Genomic DNA, 18,488 nt, shown 5'->3' with positions numbered 1-18,488 from the left:
AGGGAAATGCAAAGAAATGCCAGTAATTGAAAAAAATGAACAAAAATATTTTCTTCAACAAACAAAAATGAAGCATATTGACATATATTGCAAATAATGATAATATAAATTTGCAAAAAATATTAAAAAGATTCATTTTGAATCGATATTAGAAAATACGTGCAAAAGAATGAATCAGCATGCAGAAAAACAAGGAGGAAAAAATGAAAACGAAAAGATTACTGGGATTATTTCCTTGATTGTCAGCAGGAGCTGGGAGTGAAATGTGTAGATCTGCTTGCTGCGCATCAGGGGTTGTGGCTTGATGATCATGGTTATCAGGATCCAGTGCCGATCAAGGAGAAACTGGATGATCACGGTCTGACATGTCCTGTATTTACACCGGAAAACTGTTCTTAGGGCTATCAGTTTGCAGCAAAAGAACCGGAACTGAAGGAGCGCTGTTTCCGCTACTTCTCAAATGGAATTAAATTTGGGCACGAGCTGGGGGCAACGATCCTTGAAGCAAACTCGGGCTGGGGCTACTGGAATGAACCGGAAGAGGAAGGATTCAAGCGTTCAGTAGAAATGTTTCAGAGGCTGAGTGAAGTGGCGGCTGAAAATGATATGATGATTGCATGTGAGTCGCTGCGCCCACAGGAATCTTTGATAGGGTGGCGTATAGATCAAGCATTTGTTTGATGAGGTGAATCATCCGAACTTTAAGGTCATGATTGACCTGACAGCTATGTCTGTGGCAGGAGAAACCATTCAGCAGTGGTTTGATACTTTCGGGACTGAAAATATTATTCACAGTCATTTTCAGGATTGTAATCCTTATGGACATTTTGTGTGGGGAGATGGAAACCGTAATCTCAAACAAGATATTCTGGATATGCTGAATAATGGCTATACGGGAAAATTTACCCAGGAACTGACAGATGGAAAATATTTTGCAGATCCATTTTATCATGACAAGAGAAATATGCGCAATCTGAGAATGTATTTTGGATAAGAAAAAGGAGATATACAATGTCTGAGCTTTTAATGTCGCAATTGGCCGCGACAAATATGGTATATAAGAAATTTTCTTTTGATTATTTTCTGGATTCTATGGATCGGCTGGGGGTTCACAGACTGGAATTATATGGGTGCAGCCATCATTTCCATATGTATGACGGTGATCCCAATATGGCTGCCAATATGCGAAAAAAATTGTCAGCGCGGGGATTTAGTGTTGTTTCTCTGATGCCAGAGGAAAATACTTATGCAATTAATATTGCGGCACCGGAAGACAATATCCGAAATAAAACTGTAGAGCAGTATAAGAAATTTATTGAGGCAGCAGTGGAACTGGAGTGCCCACAGATGTTGCTTTGCCCTGGAAGACCTTACTGGGACAGGCCGTTGTCGGAAGGTTATAAGCATGGAAGAGATTCTGTGGAAAAGCTGACACGGCACGCGGAAAAGTATGGCATTACTTTGATGTATGAAAACCTGAATGAAAGAGAGTCTCCGTTAGCAACAACCAGATTTGACCAGTTTCGTGTGGTAAAAGATATTGATTCTCCTAATCTGAAGTGCTGCGTGGACACGGTTCCGGTAGCATACACAGGAGAAACGCTGGAACAGTATTTTGAAGTTTTGGGGGATAAACTGGCTCATATTCACCTGAACGATGGACGTCCATTTGGACATATGAAATGGGGAGATGGGTTCCAGAACCTCGATGAACATTTAAATGCGATGCGAAAATATAATTACAAAGGTACGATAACCATGGAAATGGCTAATGGTGCATATAGGCTGGATCCGGAGCCACATTACCGTGCAAATATTGAAACTCTCAGAAAGCATTTTGATGGAGGGGAACTTGTATGAGTATTATGAATAAAGAACAGATCAGCATTTTGACAGCGCCTTTTCTTCACCACACGTTTGCGTATGGCCTGGACTCAATTGAGGCAAATGGTTTCCGGTCTATAGAATTGTGGGGAGCATCTCCTCATTTCTGCCTGGATGATGATACACCTGAGGGCCATACTGCCCGGATCAGGGAGATCAACCAGATGCTTAAGGATCGAGGACTTAAAATGACTGTTTTCCATCCGGAACAGTGCAGACAATATCCGATTAATATTGCATCTCCTATTCCGTATGTGAGAAATTACAGTATTAATATGATGAAACAGTATTTGGAGGATACAGCTGCGTTTGAAACCGATAAAATGATGCTGCATCCCGGATGGGAATATGTGGACTCGCCATCGGAAGATAATTTTCTTCGACTTGTAGAATCGGTTCAGATATTGTCCGAAAAGGCAGAAGAATTGGGAATAGTGATGGTGATGGAAGAAATGTCTGCAGCTGTTTCCTTATTTGCCAGAGATCTGAGCCATCTGGAAAAGTTAATTAAGTCTGTGAATTCTCCATGGGTTAAAGCCGGTCTTGATTTGATTCAGGCAGAGAATAATGCGGAGACGATCTCAGATTTTTGCAGCCGTCTGGGGCTTCCTGCCCATGTGCATTTTGCAGACCGAAAAGAAGGGTATGCAGCTTTGGGTAAAGGTGATTTTGCATTTGCAGGCCGTCTGGAGGAATTAGAGCAGCTTGGCTACAAGGATACCATTTCTTTGAGCCTGTGGGGAGCCGATTTCTATAAAGACCCGGATGAGGCTCTCAGAGCTTGTGCGGATTGGTTCCGCTTTCGGTCTTGAATGCCGATCTGCTGATTGCCAATGAAAGCGACATGGATCTGCTTATACGTCAAATGCTCAATATTGGTGAAGCAATGTATTATGCAGGTGCAGAGATCAGCCGTATAGAGGAGACTTTATACAGGCTGGGCAAAGCGTATGGTGCAGAGCACATGAATGTTTATGCGATTACATCCAGTATTCTTATAACAATGGAATTTCGGGGAATGGAAGCGGTTACTCAAAGTCGAAGAATCAGGCGGGATGCAATGGACTTGTCCAAATTGAACCATCTCTATCGCCTTTGCTGTGACTGCATCGATTCCCCGATACCTGTGAAGCTCTGAAAGAAAAAATCCTTGTGATTTTGGATGAAAGACTGGATGATCTTACAAATGCTTTGGGAAAGATTATTGCGGCATCGGCGCTTACGATTTTTTTTGGCGGTGGATTGGCTGATGCGCTGTGTTCCGGATTTGAGGCATGCTTCATTGTGTTAAGGTTAAGGAATGTGTAGCAGTACCAAAGAGCAAAAAGCTTTTACAATTTACTCTTGATGATGGTACAGGTGTAGATAGAACAATTCTTTCTGGTATTCATGCATATTATGAACCAGAAGAATTAGTTGGATAGACACTTATTGCTATTACAAACCTTCCACCTAGAGCAATGATGGGAATTGAATCTTGCGGTATGTTACTTTCAGCAGTAAATAATCTTAAAGATTCAGAGGATGAAGAACTCCATCTTCTTATGGTGGATAACCATATTCCGGCAGGAGCAAAGTTGTATTAATAGAATAAGAGAACACGTTTAATAGGACTCCTAGAAATAGGAGTCTATTTTTTGCCTTATTTAAAAATGAGTATATGTGCAGATGTTCTTGATATATATCAAGAAATAATTGAAAAAGAATGAGAATTATGATATACTTGCATTAGTTGCAAAAGCAAATTTAAGAGAGGTGAATTATGAGCACTGAATCCCTAATATGTTATAACCGCCTTTGGAAATTGATGGTGGATAAGAATATAAATAAGACTCAGCTAAAAGACATAGCACATATTAGCACAAATGCAGTTGCTAAAATGAGTAAGAACGAATATGTTTCATTAGATACGATTGTTAAAATATGCTATGCATTAGACTGTGGAATAGAAGATGTTATTGAAGTGGTCATAGAAAGGCAGGAAAACCAATAGATGCAGGGAATTGACTTTGACGAAATACCAATTAATCGAGAAGAAATATCACAAAGTAAGTTGAATATAGAAAATAAAACGCGGTCAAATTTGTTTAACTGGAATGGACAGTTTTAGCCTCAGTTTATTGAGGCGTTCTAAAGTTCACATTAAATGATGGAACTGACAAGAAACGCACGATTTTAAGCGGTATTCATGAGTACTATGAGCCGGAACAGCTTGTTGGAAAGACATGCGTAGCGATCACAAATCTTCCTACCAGAATGATGATGGGAATCCCATCAGAAGGAATGTTGATTTCAGCAGTGTATGAGTATGACGGACACGAAGGATTGAATCTGCTTATGTTAGATGACGCAATTCCTGCTGGGGCTAAGCTGTATTAAGAAAGTAAATGCATGTATTTTACGACAGAGTTACGACAAATGATGAGCTATGATATAGTAAAAAATATTTCTAAACTTAAAAAACAGGTTGCTAAATTCAGAGAAACTGTATATACTAAAGATAGAAGTAAATGTTTGCCGCTTGCTGATGGTGCGGGGTATAAATAATTCAGTTCGTAAATGAAGCCACTTGCTATACAGGTGGGATAAAAATAGTATAGTTTGTAAATGTTCCCCATCAGTGAATGCTGATGGGGAATTTTATCACATAGGAAAGGTTATTTATGGAGATACAACAGGGATATTCGTATCATATCAAGGATGAATTTTTTGACTTGGTTCAGGATAAATATTTGATGAGTAATAAGGAACAGGGGAACTATCGTCCTCATTACTATGCAATTCAGGATAGAAAAAATCCAAAATTGTATTGGATGATACCAATTAGCTCACAAGCTGAGAAATACAAGGAAATCGTTGAAAAGAAAAAGAAACGATATGGTAAATGCAATACGATAGTGATTGGATTATTTGCAGGGAAAGAAAATGCTTTTTTGATACAGAATACATTTCCTGTTATTGAAAAATATTTTGACCATGTTCATACGATTCAGGAACAGCCTGTAACGATACATAAAAAGTTGGATAAGGTACTTGTTGAAAATCTGAATGAAGTACTGGCTATGTATAATCGTGGAATAAAATTGACTTTTACGGGTATTAAAGCGATTAGGAATATTATGGAAGAAGAACTTGGAAAATAGAGAGGACACCATTGCTTATGCAAATGTAAGTAATGGTGTCCTTTTGTATGAGCAATGTTTATAAACCCACTGTAATTCCAACAAGAAAGGATTCCTCACCAGGAACAAGATCGAGATCACCGCCATGGCTTTCAATGATTTTTCGGACAGAGGAAAGCCCGATTCCATGATCAGCAGATGTACCCTTTCGGGAGAGGAATGTTTTTCCCTCTTGCAAGGCCAGACCGTCGTAAGTGTTTTCAATCTTCAAAAAGTACATATTACCTCTGGTTTCGCCTGCAATGAAAACGCGGCGCACCCCTTGCTTTTGGCGGCTGCACGCCTCAACGGCATTGTCCAAAAGATTGCCCAGCACCGTACACAGCTCCACATCGGTAAGCGGCATCTGATCGGGAAGATCGAGCCGCACCTGAAATTCTGTCCCTTGTGTCTGCGCCATGCCGTAGTAGTATTCAATCAGTGCATTTACGACGGGATTTTTGCAGAACTGGGCAGGGGAGTGACCCGATGATGCCGCAACCTGTTCCTCTACCTGTAACAGGAAGGAGCAGATCTCCGTCTGCCCACGTTCAGAGGCCATGCGGTCTATGGTGCGCAGATGGTGTTTGATGTCGTGGATCAGCCTTCTGTTTTCTGCCGCTGCCTCAGAAACCTGACGGCTGTATTCGGTCTGCATAGAAAGCTGACGGATGACCTGCTTGCGTTCTTCCTGGAAAATCAGGCTGTTTCCATATCCTTCTATCACATCGCGCCAGAGGGAATAACCGATGGCTGCTGCTATGAAAAAGCTGCCCCATTCCAAAAACCAACCGCCGATAACCGGCTCATAAACCGGCAGAAGGCGATCCCATATAAAGGCGCAGGTTGCGGCTGCCGCAGCATAGAAGATCGGCCTGCTCCGTTTTTCTCCTCTGTGAATGGCAAGCACAGCGATGATAAGCAGATAGAGCGCAGATGCCGCCTTATAACAAAAGACCGATGCAGAGAAGAAACGAATCGCTCCAAGGGAGAGATGGGAAGCCATCATGCCATACACAAACGCATATACCAGGAAGGCAGCGCCCACCCCATTACTGATGGCCGCAGGCAGGAAGCCCGGCCTGCATATCCGGTTTTGCAGAACTACGATCAGCCAGGTAACCAGATAGATACAGAACAGTTCAATCGTGTACCAGGGGAATACGGGAACCGCAGCCAGCATATGAAGCACCGGATAGGATGACAGGCCGCACATGGCAAGGCAGATCAGTCCGAACAGGAATGTATTTTTCTGTTTCATCCGGCGGCTGAAATAAAAGGACAGCAGCGCACAGACAAAGGTAACTGTACAGCTGAACAGGCAGAATGCAAACCGGATTCCTCTGGTTGTATTGACCGCCAGCATCGTTCCGAAAGCAGGCGGATAGACAATTCCTCCGTAAAAGTGGTCATAGTTGCTGACCGCTATGGTGAGTGTGACCGGTTTTCCGCCATGAAAAGTGACCATGCGGTTTTGAACCAATGGTGTCCCCTGTGCCGGTTCCCCCATTTGCAGGATCAGGTCATGATCCAGATAAAGGTTGTAAGCAGAAAACACTTCTGGGATTTCCAGCGCATATGTTTCCTTCCGTTCCGGCAGAAAGAATGTCATCTGATAAGTCCCGCAGCCATAGGGAGAAGGGTTTGCAGGGCTGGAGAAATTGGTCTGCTCTCCGATGGAAAGGTAGCGCATATAATGGCTTTCATCCCGTATTTCTTCCGGGGTCAAAAGCGCGTCAGGATAAAATGCCCAGCCGGATACCAGAAAGCGCACCGGTGACTTTTGAAGTTCTTCCTCAGAAAGCGCCAGAATCCCATTTGCCGCCTGGATTGTGTTCTGGCTATATTTATTATTGAACTGATACAGGCCAAGAAAAAACAGGGATGAGCACAGGCAGACCATACATAAGGCAGCATATTTTTTTACTGCAGAAGATACCATCTTATTTTCGCCTCCTCCTTAGGAAAAACACACCGGCAGACAGAAGAAGCAGACAGGCCGGAATCAAAAGGAGTATGGGCGACCGGCTATGCTCTGTGTCGGCGGCCTGTGCCAGGGAAATGGCATCTTCCTTTACTGCAATGGTGTATGTCCCTGTATGGCTGATCTGAAAGGAGGCGGCTTTTGCCGCATCGTCGTAACCGGTCATGGGGATTTCCACGCCGCTTTCATCACAGAGGAACCATGTGCCGGCTGCCGGGTCATTTGGACAGGGCAGCATGACAGAAACATCCGGCAGGGAGCTGAGCGCAGTTCCATTGATGGAAAACGAAAAAGAAAAACCGCCGTCCGTATCCTTTTGGATGATGACTTCAATCTGATCTTCGTTTTGGATGCCCTCCGGCAAGGCGTTTTTTGGTATGCTGATGGTGATTCCCTGTTTGGAAAAGATGGCTCTTTGCGCCCCTGTTTGCAGCATCATCAAAAAGCGTGTGCCGGAAATCCGGTCGGTGGTTTCATCGAAGAACTCTGAAAACGCGGAGTTTTGGGAATCTGCGCCTTCCTGGGGAACGGTCATAGCGCTTTGCACTGAATCTTTCCTGTTTTTCGATTCCGGTATAGTCGGTTCATCGGAACCAGCGTCTGGTTCTAATGCTTCCTCTGCATCACCGTTTGTCTGTTTCGATGGGAATTCTTCTTTATCTATGGAATCATCCTTTCCAACCCAGGATGGCTCGGAAGGCTTGTGATCCGTAGGCTTATTTTCTCCGCTGACCGGTGGTGCTTTTTCAGAATCATCGGAATTCGTTCCACCGCCATTTGTTGCAGGCGGTTTTGGAGGCTTTGTGGAGTGCCTGTCTGCGAAACCGTCATCCTGATCGTCGGTATCTTCAGGAGGCGGTTGAATGATGGTATCGGGAGGATTTCCGCCTGCATCCCCTCCATCCCGGTCGCCTTCATGGTACCCTTCAAGGACAATTTCGTCTGCGTAGGTAAAGGAGAGGATGCCGGTCTGTCCGCCGTCATAATCCACCTGAAGGCGGTAACTGCTGCCCGGCATCAGCAGACGGGTAGCAATCGAGAGCATTTCCTGACCCACATAAACGCCACTTTCCAGACGGTTCCATGAACCGTTGTTTTTGGACAGCCATATACTGACCTTGTCCAGATTCCCCGGCGGTGTGACCCAGGGAAAATAAAGGCTTCCTCTGCGAACCAGGAAGCAGTTGATGTCTGGGCTGCCCGGAGCCTGTACAGAAACAGGAATTGAAATTTCAGGTAAATCGACACGATCTGCAAATATGGTATTTTCCGGTGCAGTCAGCCTTCCTGCTGCATGGTACAGTCCCACAGTATTCAAATCAATACCAGAAAAATCCCATTCCACCACAGCGGTGTAGCTGGTTCCATTTTCCGCATAGCATTCCAGATAGTAAGGGGAAAAGGCAAACAAATTTTCCAGCGTTTCGGTTTCGCTGCCCTGTTGAACCGCAAACGCGTCCGTATAAGGATACCATTGCTCTATGGAGGTAATGACAGCAGGCGGCATTTCTTCCACCCGGACGGAAATCTGAAGCTCCTGCAAGACAGCTTCACCAAAGGCATACCCCTCCGGCAGTTCAATCCGGCCTGCTGCGGTATATTTGCCTGGAGTGGTCTGGTCAATGGCCGAAAAATCCCATGCGACAGAAAATGTTTCCTGCCGGATTTCTTTACCTGCTGTTACAGTGGCGCAGACGGTTTGATACCGAAGGGCCAGCTGATAAATGTCCTCCAGGTCATCATCAGACGGTGTGGTTCTAAGGGGCAGGGTGAAATCTGGCAGGGAGAGCAGTTCGTCTTCCTTTTGTATTTCTGTGACAAGGACGAGGGATACTTCTTCCGATGCTTCCGGTGTTTCCGGGGTTCCGCTCTTCAGTGTCTCCGAAGCCTCGCTTTCTAAACCCGGCGGATTCTCCCTTCTTTCATCGGCATTGGATGGGGTTGCAGTTTCGGCGGCAAATGCTGGGATACTGCAGGTGAAGCAGAGGAGACAGGCCAGACAGCCCTCCAGAATACGCCTGTGCATTTGCTTCATTCTCATACGATACCCCCCATTCCAGAGAAAACATATTGACGGTAGGTTTCCCGCAGCTGTTTTCCATTGCGGAGGGCAATCGGAAGTTCCTCCCCGTTTATCAAACGGAAGGTCTGACTGTCAACCTGGCTGATGTAATCCATGTTGATTAAAATGCCCCGGTAGCAGGGCAAAAAACGCTTGTCCTTCTGCAATGCGGCAGTAACCTCCTGAAAGCCTCCGCTTACCGGTATCACGCGTTCCGCCGTATGAATCCGTGTCATACGGTTTTGATAATCTATGTATAGAATCTTCTCTGTGGGAAGTTCCAGCTTTTGACGGTCAGCCATAACCGAAAGTGTCATCACTTCATAGGGCGGTTTTAGCTGGCACAGTTCCATCGCTTCTTCAAAATCTGCCTGATGGATCGAAAGCGGCTTCAGCAGATAATAGCTGGCGGACAGGCTGTACCCCATCCGGGCATAATCTTCTGTAATGGTCAGAAAAACAATCTTACAAAGCCTGTTTTTCTGGCGCAGCCTTCTGGCGGCCTCTATTCCATCCATGTTCTCCATATAGATGTCCATAAAGACAAGCTGAAAATTGACCTGGGCGGCAGCTTTCAGAAAATTCTCTCCGTCCTCAAATTCTGTCAGCGTATAGTCCAGCTGATGCTTTTTCATATAATTTTCCAGGCAGGCAGACAGTTCTGCTCTGTCATCTGCTCTGTCATCCACAATCGCAATCTGCATCGTGCCATCTCCTTTGCACAAAAATCCAATAATAGTATAACATAAAACCGCAGGAAAAAACTTGCGTCTTAAACAGGAAACCTGCGTCTTAAACAAAGTCGGTTGCATTTCCCTTGACAAGATGCTACTCTAATTATACTACCAGACTTTCCGATGAGAAGGTCTGGTTTTTTTATGTCATAGGAACATCCTATGACATAAAAACGCTCCGCGGGATGCGCACTCGCGCGAAGAAGAAACATGTCGCAAGCGACCGCGCTCGGCGCGAGAATGTGCCAAGGCACATTCTTTCTTGTTTTTCTTTTCAGGAAAGGAGGCTCAGCATGAAAATCGCACTTTGTACGGAATTAAGGAATGCAGAATGGTTTGAGAGCAGGCTGCGCTCCCTTTTTGCTGGGGACGGACAGCTTGTCATCGACGAGCTATGGAATGAGAAGCAGCTATCTCAGGCACTGCGGCGGAGCCGCTACCATGCGGTTGTCATCGCAATGACCGGGGCAAGGGGATTGGAGGCTGCCATTCAGGCAAAGCAGCTGGCACCGGAAACACCGCTTGTCTGGTGGAGCGATGATAAAAACTTCGCCCTGATCGCATATCACCTGCGTATCCCTGCGTTCCTTTCGGCAGACTGCTCCGATCAGGAGCTATATGAGGCGATAAAACCCATCACAAAATGGAGGTGCGAAAATGCGAATTGCGCTGTGCAGTTATAGTCAGAAGGAGAAAGAAACGGCGTTACTGATGAAGCTTGGCAAAGTAGACCGCTTTGACAATGGCGTATTCTGCGTCTATGCCATGCAGCGGGATGGGCCTTATGATGCTGTGGTGGTCATGGAGGACGGAGCCAGGGGAATGAATTTCTGCATGAGCATACGAGGGTACAGCAGGGATGTCCCGCTCCTTTGGATCAGCGATCAGGCAGAATTTGAACCCCAAAGCCGCAGGATGCAGGCGGACACCTTTTTGGTAAAGCCTGTGACAGAATATCAGCTGCGGGAGGCGGTATCCCAGCTGCTTCAGAAAACAACGAGAAGGAACGAACCGCGTGAGGAGGATGAATAAATGATATGGAAATGGAAACGGCCGGCCGCATTTTTACTGGCGGCGGCAATGATTTTTACGATGCCGGGAGTTCCGGCATCTGCGGTGGAAGCGGGTGTATCCGCCGTCCATACGGGGTTGTGCAAGCATCACCCGGAACATACAGAGGACTGCGGATATACGGAAGGAACCGAAGGGGCAGCCTGTGAACATGAACATACTGAGGATTGCTACACCCTTGTGGAGAAGTGTATCCATAAACATGACGAAAGCTGTTACCCTGTTTTGGAAGGCAGCGTATCAGAAAATACGGCGACCTCATCTGAAGCAGAGGAGGTCCAGCCGACCGAGTGTACCCATGAATGCAGTGAGGAAAGCGGCTGTATCACAAAAAAATTAAGCTGTCCTCATGAACGCGGCGAGCATGACGATAGCTGCGGCTACATCCCGGCCACAGAGGGGACGCCCTGCGGGTATACCTGTGAACTGTGCAATTCTCAGGACAACGGGCTTGTTCCCGGCGTGTCCGGGAATGCTCCGGCGGAGTGTATCTGCGAAACCCGCTGTGAGCAGGGGGCGGTCAATCCCGACTGTCCGGTCTGCTCTGCGGAAGATGCGGATCTCTCTGCCTGCAAGGGAACAGAGCAGGCAACGCCCCTGATGGCAGCTGCAGCAGACGATGAAACCATCTCCGGCAATGTTATCTGGGAGAACAGAAACATAACTACCCCGGTGACGGTGAAGGGCGACACAACAATCACGCTGAAAGGCGAGAATACCATTACGATTACCGATACCGCATATACCGCCGCTCTGGATATGTATTCCGCCAATCTGACCATTCAGGGAAGCGGCAGTCTGACGGTCAATGTTCCTAGCGGGAAAGATGGTATTGCGGACGGCAGTTGGAGCGACACCGCCGGCGGGACGCTTACCATAAAAGACGGGGTAAAGATAACCACCAACGGCGGTTTGTGCGGCTTGAGCGCTAAAACCATCGTGATTGAGAATGGAAAGCTGAATCTAAATTCCGGTTGGGGTATTAACACTGCATCCCTGACCATGAAGGGAGGAACCCTTTACGCCACCGGAAAATATGGTGCGATTTCGAATAGTAGGTATGGAAACGCCCGAAACATCAACAAAAACCTGACCATTCTGTATTCGGAAAGTCAGAATGCAAAAACAGACGATATGTCGGTCGGCACAGCGGCCGATACGACAAGAGAAGGGGACGTCAAGACCATCTATATCGCCAAGATGGGGCCCCGCGCAAGCCTGATTGTCGGCGCGCAGCAGGGAACCATACAGGAAAGCTCAGGCAGTCAGACGGCGACCTTCTCCGTGACCGGCAGCAAGGTCCAGATGAATACCCTGAACGTGGAATGGGTGGGCGAGCACACCGGTCTGGCGTTCCAAAAGTCCGATAACGGCGCGACCATCACCGTTACCGCGGACAACAATGTCAAGGAGGGCCGCTATAAGCTGAAGCTGACCGCAGACGGCGTAGAAGGAACCAATCCTAACAAGGCGACCGCCACCGCAACGGTCACCGTCGCCGCCGCGCCCAAAAACCCCATTACCATAAGAACGCAGCCGCAGGTCGTATATGAGAAATTAGATGGGGAAAGTGTAGCGGTTGTCGATGTCAGCGCCTCTCTGGCAAGCGGTCAGTCCGGTAATATTACCTATCAGTGGTATGTGAACGGAAAAGAATTTCAGGGCACAGGCAGCGGCAGTTATAATAAAATCGTCCTGACCAAGTCCAACCTGACCCCAGTGGAGGGCAGGGACTGGGAGTACAGCGGCCAGGTCTACTGCAAGCTGTCCTATAATAACTATACCGTAGATACAAAAACTGTCACCGTTACCATTAACACCTGCACCCATGCAAAATACACCCACGATGGCAAATGCCAACAGTGCGGCGAACCGTGTCGCAAGGAAGTGCTCTTTATTGACGAAGATGGTATCCCCTATTCGTCTGAACTCGGGAACAATCAGGCCATGGTTGGGAGCAGGCTGATTTCCGGCGGAACCTTTTATTTTGTGCGGGATATTGACGCAATCTTGCGTGCGGGAGGAGGTGATGGGACCAACAAAAAGGACCTTACGCTGGACCTGCAGGGCCACAAGGTCAAGGCGCTGGATTTGCAAGATTGCCCGTACAACAGCGTCACCATCAAAAACGGCACGATAGAGGGCATTGGAGAGGTCATTGCCACCAAAGGCCCCACGGTATTGATATTAGACAGCGTTACAATAGGCCGGGGTCTCGTTAATAACCTGTTTACCCTGACGGTAAAGGGCGACTGCGTGTTTGAGCGTCAGGTGAATTTCCTCGGGAAAACCCAGCTCCAGGGCGGCACGTTCCAACGTGGAATCAATGTAGAACTTGGTGAGCCGGCCCTGGCTCTGCTGGCGGACGGATATGCCTTTGCAGACGCTGATAGCGACGAAATTTTGAACGTTTCCAATGTAGATATTGCTAATAGAGCGGTCAAGGTGGTCGCGCATACCGACCAATATCAGAACGGCAAATGTGCCTGCGGCAGAATCTGCGACCATGTGGGCAAGGTGGACAAGGATGGTTACTGCACCTTCTGCCATGCGCTGGTGGAGGCATTTGAAATCGGCGGCACACGATACACCAGTCTGGAAAACGCGCTGACTGCCGCGAAGGACGGTGACACGATCACTCTGCGGGGGCCTTTGGCGATCGAGAACGCAGAGCCTATCGAGATCAGCAAAAATATTATACTGGACCTGAATGGATTCACCCTGAGTAAATCCCGTGAGGAGGCGCCTCTACGTATCCTCGGCTCCAATGTAGCCATAACAAACGGCAAGGTGCAAAGCACCTGCACCAGCAAGCCCGCTACCGCGGTGGAAGTTGGAAAATTTGACCACACAGGCGCAAAGCTGACGCTGGACAATGTCACCCTGGAGGGCAGCGTAGGCGGCGGAATTGGTTCCGGTGGAACTGGGCTTTCCATTTGTACCGGGAACGAAGCTGTGGTAACGAGCGGCACCTTCCCCGGCGGCATCTACACGGAGGGAGCGCTGACCATGTCCGGCGGCAGCGCGGCTCGGCTGGAATTGGGACTTCTTAACAATATTCAAGTGACCCTGTCCGGCGGCTCCTTTGACAGCATCCAAATCGGGAATGGCGCAAAGTATCAATCCCTGCTGGAAAAGGGATATGCCTATCAGAAGCAAGGCGGCGCATTGGTCAGGCTGTCGGAGATGAATGAGAATACTGCCGTAACTGTTGTGAAGTGCAGCCACCCGGATGACCATTCCGGCGGGAAGGTTTGCCCCTACTGCGGCTATGCCGCTGAGGTAACAAAGACGGACGGCAGCATTTCCTACCATCGGACGACAGACGAGGCCATCGCCGCAGCTGGCGGCGGTACGGTGAAGCTGCTGGCAAATGCAGACGAGATTACCATCAACAGCCCGCTCAAGCTGAATCTGAACGGTAAGACGGCGGCAAAGCTGACCGTCACCGGAGATGTCACGCTGGCATCCCTGCTGCCGGAGGGTTACGTGTTTAAGAGCGGCAGTACCTGGATCAGCGACCCTAGCGGTACGGAGCTGACCAACGTTTCTATGGCCAAGATCCCCATCAAGAGCATGAACTATCCCACCGAGATGAGCATGACTTATGGCGGTGCGGGGACACTTCTTGTCAATGTAAAGAAGGAAACCGGCACAGGCGCTGTAAGCTTCCAGTGGTACAAGGTGGAGGACGGCAAGGCCACAGCGGTCGGCAGTGCGACAACAAAGAATCAATTTGATCTTTCTGCGCTAAAGCTGTCCGCAGGCAATCATACCTTCCGCTTTTTGGCCACCTGCGACGGCTACGAGAAGATGAGCGAGGATATTGCTGTGACGGTACAAAAGGCCGACATCAGGTCAGACCTCATCACGCCTCCCACAGCGCTGGAAAACCTGACCTATACCGGCCAGGAGCAGGCGCTCATTACCGCGGGCAGCGTGACCAGCGGTGGCACCATGCAGTACAGCCTGACCGAGAACGGTACATACAGCCAGGACATCCCTGCCGGCACCGATGCCGGAACGTATACCGTGTGGTATCGGGTGATTGGCGATGCAAACCACAATGATACCGCACCCGCCAGCGTGGAGGTCAGCATTGGAAAGAAACCGCTGACGATCAGCGGGGTAACGGCTGTGTCCAAGCCCTATGATGGCACGACAGACGCAGGCATTACCAGCGTAACCTTCGACAACGTGACCTTGACCCGAGGCACAGACTACACCGTGACCGCCAGCTTTGACGATGCCAGTGTGGGCAACGGCAAGAACATCACTGCCACAGTGACCCTAATGGGGCAGGCCGCGAAGAATTACGCCCTGGAGCAGAGCAGCTCCGCTACTACTGGCAGCATCACCAAGGCCGCTGCGCCTGACTTCGCCAAGGAAACCGCACTTACCATTGTAAATGACTGCGAAAAGACCTACACTGTGACGCTCCCCGCCCTGCCCACGCTGGAAACTCCCAAAGAGTACGGTACGCTCACCTATGAGAACGGCGGAATCACACTGGATGGCAGCTACTACACCGACGGTGCGAAGGTGGAAAACGGCAAGCTGACCCTGCCGATTCAGAAAAATGACGTGGAAACCACCGGCTCTGTGGGCACAGTGACCGTGGTAATCAAGAGCACAAACTATGAGGACATCACGCTGACCGTCAATGTCAATGCGACCAACAAGCTTGTCCCCACTGTTACGGCACCTACGGTCAATACACTGGCCTACAATGGTGCAGAACAGGCTCTGGTTACAGCAGGCAAGACCACTGGCGGCACGATGCTCTACCGGCTTGACGATTCTGAGTGGAGTGAGCAGATCCCCACAGCGAAAAATGCCGGGGAATACACCGTTTGGTACAAGGTTCAGGGAAATGCAGAGTACGCAGATGTGGCAGAACAGAACGTGACCGTGACCGTAGCGAAGAAAGCGGTCACCGTTACGGCGCTTGATCAGAGCGCCTACACCGGCAGCACCGCGCCCGATCTGAGCAGCCCGGAAGCAGATAAGGATTACAAGGTGGAAGGTCTGGTTGGTGCAGATACCCTGAGCGGCACGGTAACACTGGACTACGCACAGACACCGGATATGAGCAAAACCGGAAAAACCGCAATCAACATCACTGGTACGCTGTCAAATGACAACTATGAGATCACCTATGTTTCTGGAACGTTGACTGTTTCCAAGCAATCTTCCAGCGACGGCGGTTCCTCCTCTGGTGGTTCGGGCAGCGGTGGAGGCTCATCCTCCGGCGGTTCTAACGGTTCCGGAAGCAATGATAACACCAACCAGCCGGAAGCCCCTGTCACCGGTGAAACCAAACCCATACAGCCGGATAAAAACGGCAATGCGGCAGTGGACAACAGCTCTGTCCAGTCCGCCATCGACAAGGCCAAACAGGATGCGAAAAAGAATGGTACAGCCGAAAACAGGATTGCCGTTACCGTTCCCATCACCTCGGCGGCACGCCAGACCTCTTTTAACGTGACCATCAAGGCGCAGACACTGGATCTGCTGGTTAAAGAAAACGTCCGGCAGTTTACCGTAGCAACAGACCATCTGGTTTCGGTTACTATCGGCCTGGATACTCTGAAGCAGTTGGATACCGCCTCCGCTGGCGGAGACATCATTCTCCGGGCAGATAAGGTGGATGCACTGCGTTCCACCGAGGCCAAAGCCACTATCGGCACAAGACCGGCCTATGACCTGTCACTGGTCTACCTCTCCGGCGGCAAAGAAACACCGATTGCCAACTTAAATGGTCACACTATATCGGTGCGTTTGCCCTACACACCGGCAAAAAGTGAGCAGACAGGTAATCTCTATGCAGTCTATGTAGATGACGCTGGCAAGGTGGAATGGATCACCAAATCCAGCTACAATGCCAGCCTGAAAGCGGTGGTTTTTGAAACCGGTCATTTCAGCGTTTACGGCGTGGGCTACAAAACTTTTGTCCCGGCCTTTACCGACATTACTGGCCACTGGGCAGCAGATAACATCCTCTTTGCAGCCAGCCGGGGACTGCTCTCCGGCACCAGCGACACCACCTTTAGCCCGGACACCGGCATGACCAGAGGAATGTTTGTGACAGCTCTGGGGCGGTTGGCGGGCATCAACCCGGACAGTTACCAGACCGGGAAATTCACCGATGTGAAAGCCGACGCTTACTATGCCCCCTATGTGAACTGGGCGGCGCAGACCGGTATTGTGGAAGGCGTTACCGCCACCACCTTTGCACCGGACACCAACATCAACCGGGAACAGATGGCGGTGATTATGAAAAATTATGCTGCAAAGCTGGGCTATGACCTGCCCCAGACCTTGAAGGCTGTGACCTTTGCGGACAACACACAGATCAGCAGCTGGGCGAAGGATGCGGTCAAGTCCATGCAGCAGGCGGGCATCCTGGCCGGGAAGAATGAAAATAAGTTTGACCCCAAGGGAACCGCCACCCGCGCCGAGGTCGCCACGGTTTTGCGGCGGTTTGTGGAGATCGTCATTGACCCGCAGGCCGCAAACGGCTGGCAGCAGAATGACAGCGGCCAGTGGAACTATTACAGAAACGGGGAGTCAGTGAAGGGCTGGCTCTCCGAGGATCAGAAGTGGTACTGGCTGGACAAGGTCACCGGAATGATGTTTGCCGGAGGCTGGAAGCAGATCGATGGTAAGTGGTACTACTTCTATGCAGATGGGACGATGGCGGTGAATACCGCATCCGACAGATGAAAAATGAACCCGTAATGTAATGCAAAAATAATATCAATAAAGAGGGATGTGAACAATATGGGCAAGTTTCTGGTAATGTCGCTTACCGACCATGAAGAATATATACTCAGTAGAATTATGGAGATTATTGCGGTCGAGCCAGGATTTGACCATATTGTGACATCCCACCCTTGTAACACTCTTGTTTTTCCGGGCTTGGAGCTTCGGCTGAAGGAGAGAACAGTATACCGAAACGGTGAGTTGATTTCTATGACTCGTCGGGAATTTGCAACATTGGTATACTTGGCAAAACATCCATTCTGGGTATTTTCTGCCGGACAGATCTATGAAGAAGTATGGGGAGGATGGTGAAAATTGCGGAACGGCTGTTGCCTTCGTACCGAAAATCAATGCGAATCCGGTGTATAACGGAGGGTGAAGCCTGCTATATGTAGGTAGCAATCATTATGATAACATAAAAGGCACGGCATAAAGCAATCTGATGTAAAATCTATCAGAATAATTTATGCCGTGTCTCTTTTTAATTTGATTGAAAAACGGCACACCGCATTCTCATTACTTTAGCCCGCAAATAAAAAGTCAAGACTTAATGGGGAAAAAAATATAAAATTTTACATGGTTAAAATTAGGCACTAAAATAAGACCACCACAAGCAGTGCTGGTCTGCAAATAAAAGTTTTGAATTAGCTTGACTCAGAAAGAATACAGAGATATTCCTTCACTCGTCCATAATAAATTCTGAGAAATTTATTAGCGCCTGCAGTCATGTAAACATAGTACGGTTTACCCTGGGCACGTTTTCTGTCCATGAATTGATATACAGGATCATCTTGCGGCATTGTTTTAATAAGAACATCCATTACTTG

15 protein-coding genes and 3 pseudogenes are annotated in these 18,488 nt (G+C 48.5%); 14 read left to right on the top strand and 4 right to left on the bottom strand.

Going from position 1 to position 18,488, the window contains the following annotated elements:
- The first annotated feature begins 258 nt into the window (after nt 1–258).
- The 10 genes and pseudogenes from C7U56_RS15655 to cptIN all read left to right on the top strand — a co-directional run bounded on the left by C7U56_RS15655 (nt 259) and on the right by cptIN (nt 5,027).
- The gene (locus C7U56_RS15655) at nt 259–399 is read left to right on the top strand and encodes a hypothetical protein (RefSeq protein ID WP_181357218.1); all 141 of its coding nucleotides are present in this window, start codon (nt 259–261) and stop codon (nt 397–399) included.
- Between the two features lie 274 nt (nt 400–673).
- Nucleotides 674–994, top strand: coding sequence for an apurinic/apyrimidinic endonuclease family protein (locus tag C7U56_RS09410; protein WP_107001038.1), 321 nt, complete (start codon nt 674–676; stop codon nt 992–994).
- Nucleotides 995–1,011: 17 nt separating this feature from the next.
- Nucleotides 1,012–1,860, top strand: coding sequence for a sugar phosphate isomerase/epimerase family protein (locus tag C7U56_RS09405; RefSeq protein WP_107001037.1), 849 nt, complete (start codon nt 1,012–1,014; stop codon nt 1,858–1,860).
- Nucleotides 1,857–2,696: a sugar phosphate isomerase/epimerase family protein gene (locus tag C7U56_RS09400; RefSeq protein WP_107001036.1), complete on the top strand. Its 840-nt coding sequence runs from the start codon at nt 1,857–1,859 to the stop codon at nt 2,694–2,696. Before C7U56_RS09405 ends, C7U56_RS09400 begins: the two co-directional genes overlap by 4 nt.
- On the top strand, nt 2,666–3,022 hold the full coding sequence (locus C7U56_RS09395; protein ID WP_233430237.1) for a threonine/serine exporter family protein: 357 nt from the start codon (nt 2,666–2,668) through the stop codon (nt 3,020–3,022). Before C7U56_RS09400 ends, C7U56_RS09395 begins: the two co-directional genes overlap by 31 nt.
- 148 nt (nt 3,023–3,170) lie before the next feature.
- Nucleotides 3,171–3,470 (top strand): annotated as a pseudogene (locus C7U56_RS09390) (hypothetical protein); the annotation flags it as partial.
- A 176-nt stretch (nt 3,471–3,646) separates the two neighbouring features.
- Nucleotides 3,647–3,877: a helix-turn-helix domain-containing protein gene (locus C7U56_RS09385; RefSeq protein WP_107001035.1), complete on the top strand. Its 231-nt coding sequence runs from the start codon at nt 3,647–3,649 to the stop codon at nt 3,875–3,877.
- A 149-nt stretch (nt 3,878–4,026) separates the two neighbouring features.
- Nucleotides 4,027–4,263: pseudogene (locus C7U56_RS09380) on the top strand (hypothetical protein); the annotation flags it as partial.
- A 12-nt stretch (nt 4,264–4,275) separates the two neighbouring features.
- The gene (locus tag C7U56_RS15650; RefSeq protein ID WP_181357217.1) at nt 4,276–4,431 is read left to right on the top strand and encodes a hypothetical protein; all 156 of its coding nucleotides are present in this window, start codon (nt 4,276–4,278) and stop codon (nt 4,429–4,431) included.
- 116 nt (nt 4,432–4,547) lie between these two features.
- Complete coding sequence (gene cptIN, locus C7U56_RS09375) at nt 4,548–5,027, top strand: type III toxin-antitoxin system CptIN family toxin (RefSeq protein WP_107001034.1); 480 nt, start codon at nt 4,548–4,550, stop codon at nt 5,025–5,027.
- A gap of 58 nt (nt 5,028–5,085) precedes the next feature.
- Here cptIN and C7U56_RS09370 read toward each other — a convergent pair whose 3' ends face one another.
- From C7U56_RS09370 to C7U56_RS09360, 3 genes are read right to left on the bottom strand one after another with little or no spacing between them, the layout of a single operon-like run.
- Nucleotides 5,086–6,987, bottom strand: coding sequence for a sensor histidine kinase (locus tag C7U56_RS09370; protein ID WP_107001033.1), 1,902 nt, complete (start codon nt 6,985–6,987; stop codon nt 5,086–5,088).
- A 1-nt stretch (nt 6,988) separates the two neighbouring features.
- Nucleotides 6,989–9,070, bottom strand: a complete 2,082-nt coding sequence (locus tag C7U56_RS09365) for an ICP22 family protein (protein WP_107001032.1) — start codon at nt 9,068–9,070, stop codon at nt 6,989–6,991.
- Complete coding sequence (locus C7U56_RS09360; RefSeq protein ID WP_181357216.1) at nt 9,067–9,795, bottom strand: LytR/AlgR family response regulator transcription factor; 729 nt, start codon at nt 9,793–9,795, stop codon at nt 9,067–9,069. Before C7U56_RS09360 ends, C7U56_RS09365 begins: the two co-directional genes overlap by 4 nt.
- 323 nt (nt 9,796–10,118) lie before the next feature.
- On the opposite strand from C7U56_RS09360, the gene C7U56_RS09355 reads away from it, so the two are divergent.
- The 4 genes from C7U56_RS09355 to C7U56_RS09340 are packed head-to-tail and all read left to right on the top strand — an operon-like array spanning nt 10,119 to nt 17,973.
- A complete protein-coding gene (locus tag C7U56_RS09355) occupies nt 10,119–10,508 on the top strand; it encodes a response regulator (RefSeq protein WP_107001030.1) in 390 nt (129 codons plus the stop codon).
- The gene (locus C7U56_RS09350) at nt 10,483–10,857 is read left to right on the top strand and encodes a DNA-binding transcriptional response regulator (RefSeq protein WP_107001029.1); all 375 of its coding nucleotides are present in this window, start codon (nt 10,483–10,485) and stop codon (nt 10,855–10,857) included. Before C7U56_RS09355 ends, C7U56_RS09350 begins: the two co-directional genes overlap by 26 nt.
- Nucleotides 10,858–17,622 (top strand): S-layer homology domain-containing protein, encoded by a 6,765-nt coding sequence (locus C7U56_RS15985; protein WP_107001028.1) that lies wholly within the window; start codon nt 10,858–10,860, stop codon nt 17,620–17,622.
- A 57-nt stretch (nt 17,623–17,679) separates the two neighbouring features.
- Nucleotides 17,680–17,973, top strand: a complete 294-nt coding sequence (locus C7U56_RS09340) for a winged helix-turn-helix domain-containing protein (RefSeq protein ID WP_233430236.1) — start codon at nt 17,680–17,682, stop codon at nt 17,971–17,973.
- A 332-nt stretch (nt 17,974–18,305) separates the two neighbouring features.
- Here the strand turns inward: C7U56_RS09340 and C7U56_RS15760 are convergent.
- Nucleotides 18,306–18,488, bottom strand: a pseudogene (locus C7U56_RS15760) (IS110 family RNA-guided transposase); the annotation flags it as partial.

Source organism: Clostridium fessum, from assembly GCF_003024715.1.
GTDB classification, from domain to species: Bacteria; Bacillota; Clostridia; order Lachnospirales; family Lachnospiraceae; genus Otoolea; species Otoolea fessa.
Note: the sequence above shows the minus strand (reverse complement) of the source record. Positions and strands in the feature narration are given on the sequence as shown.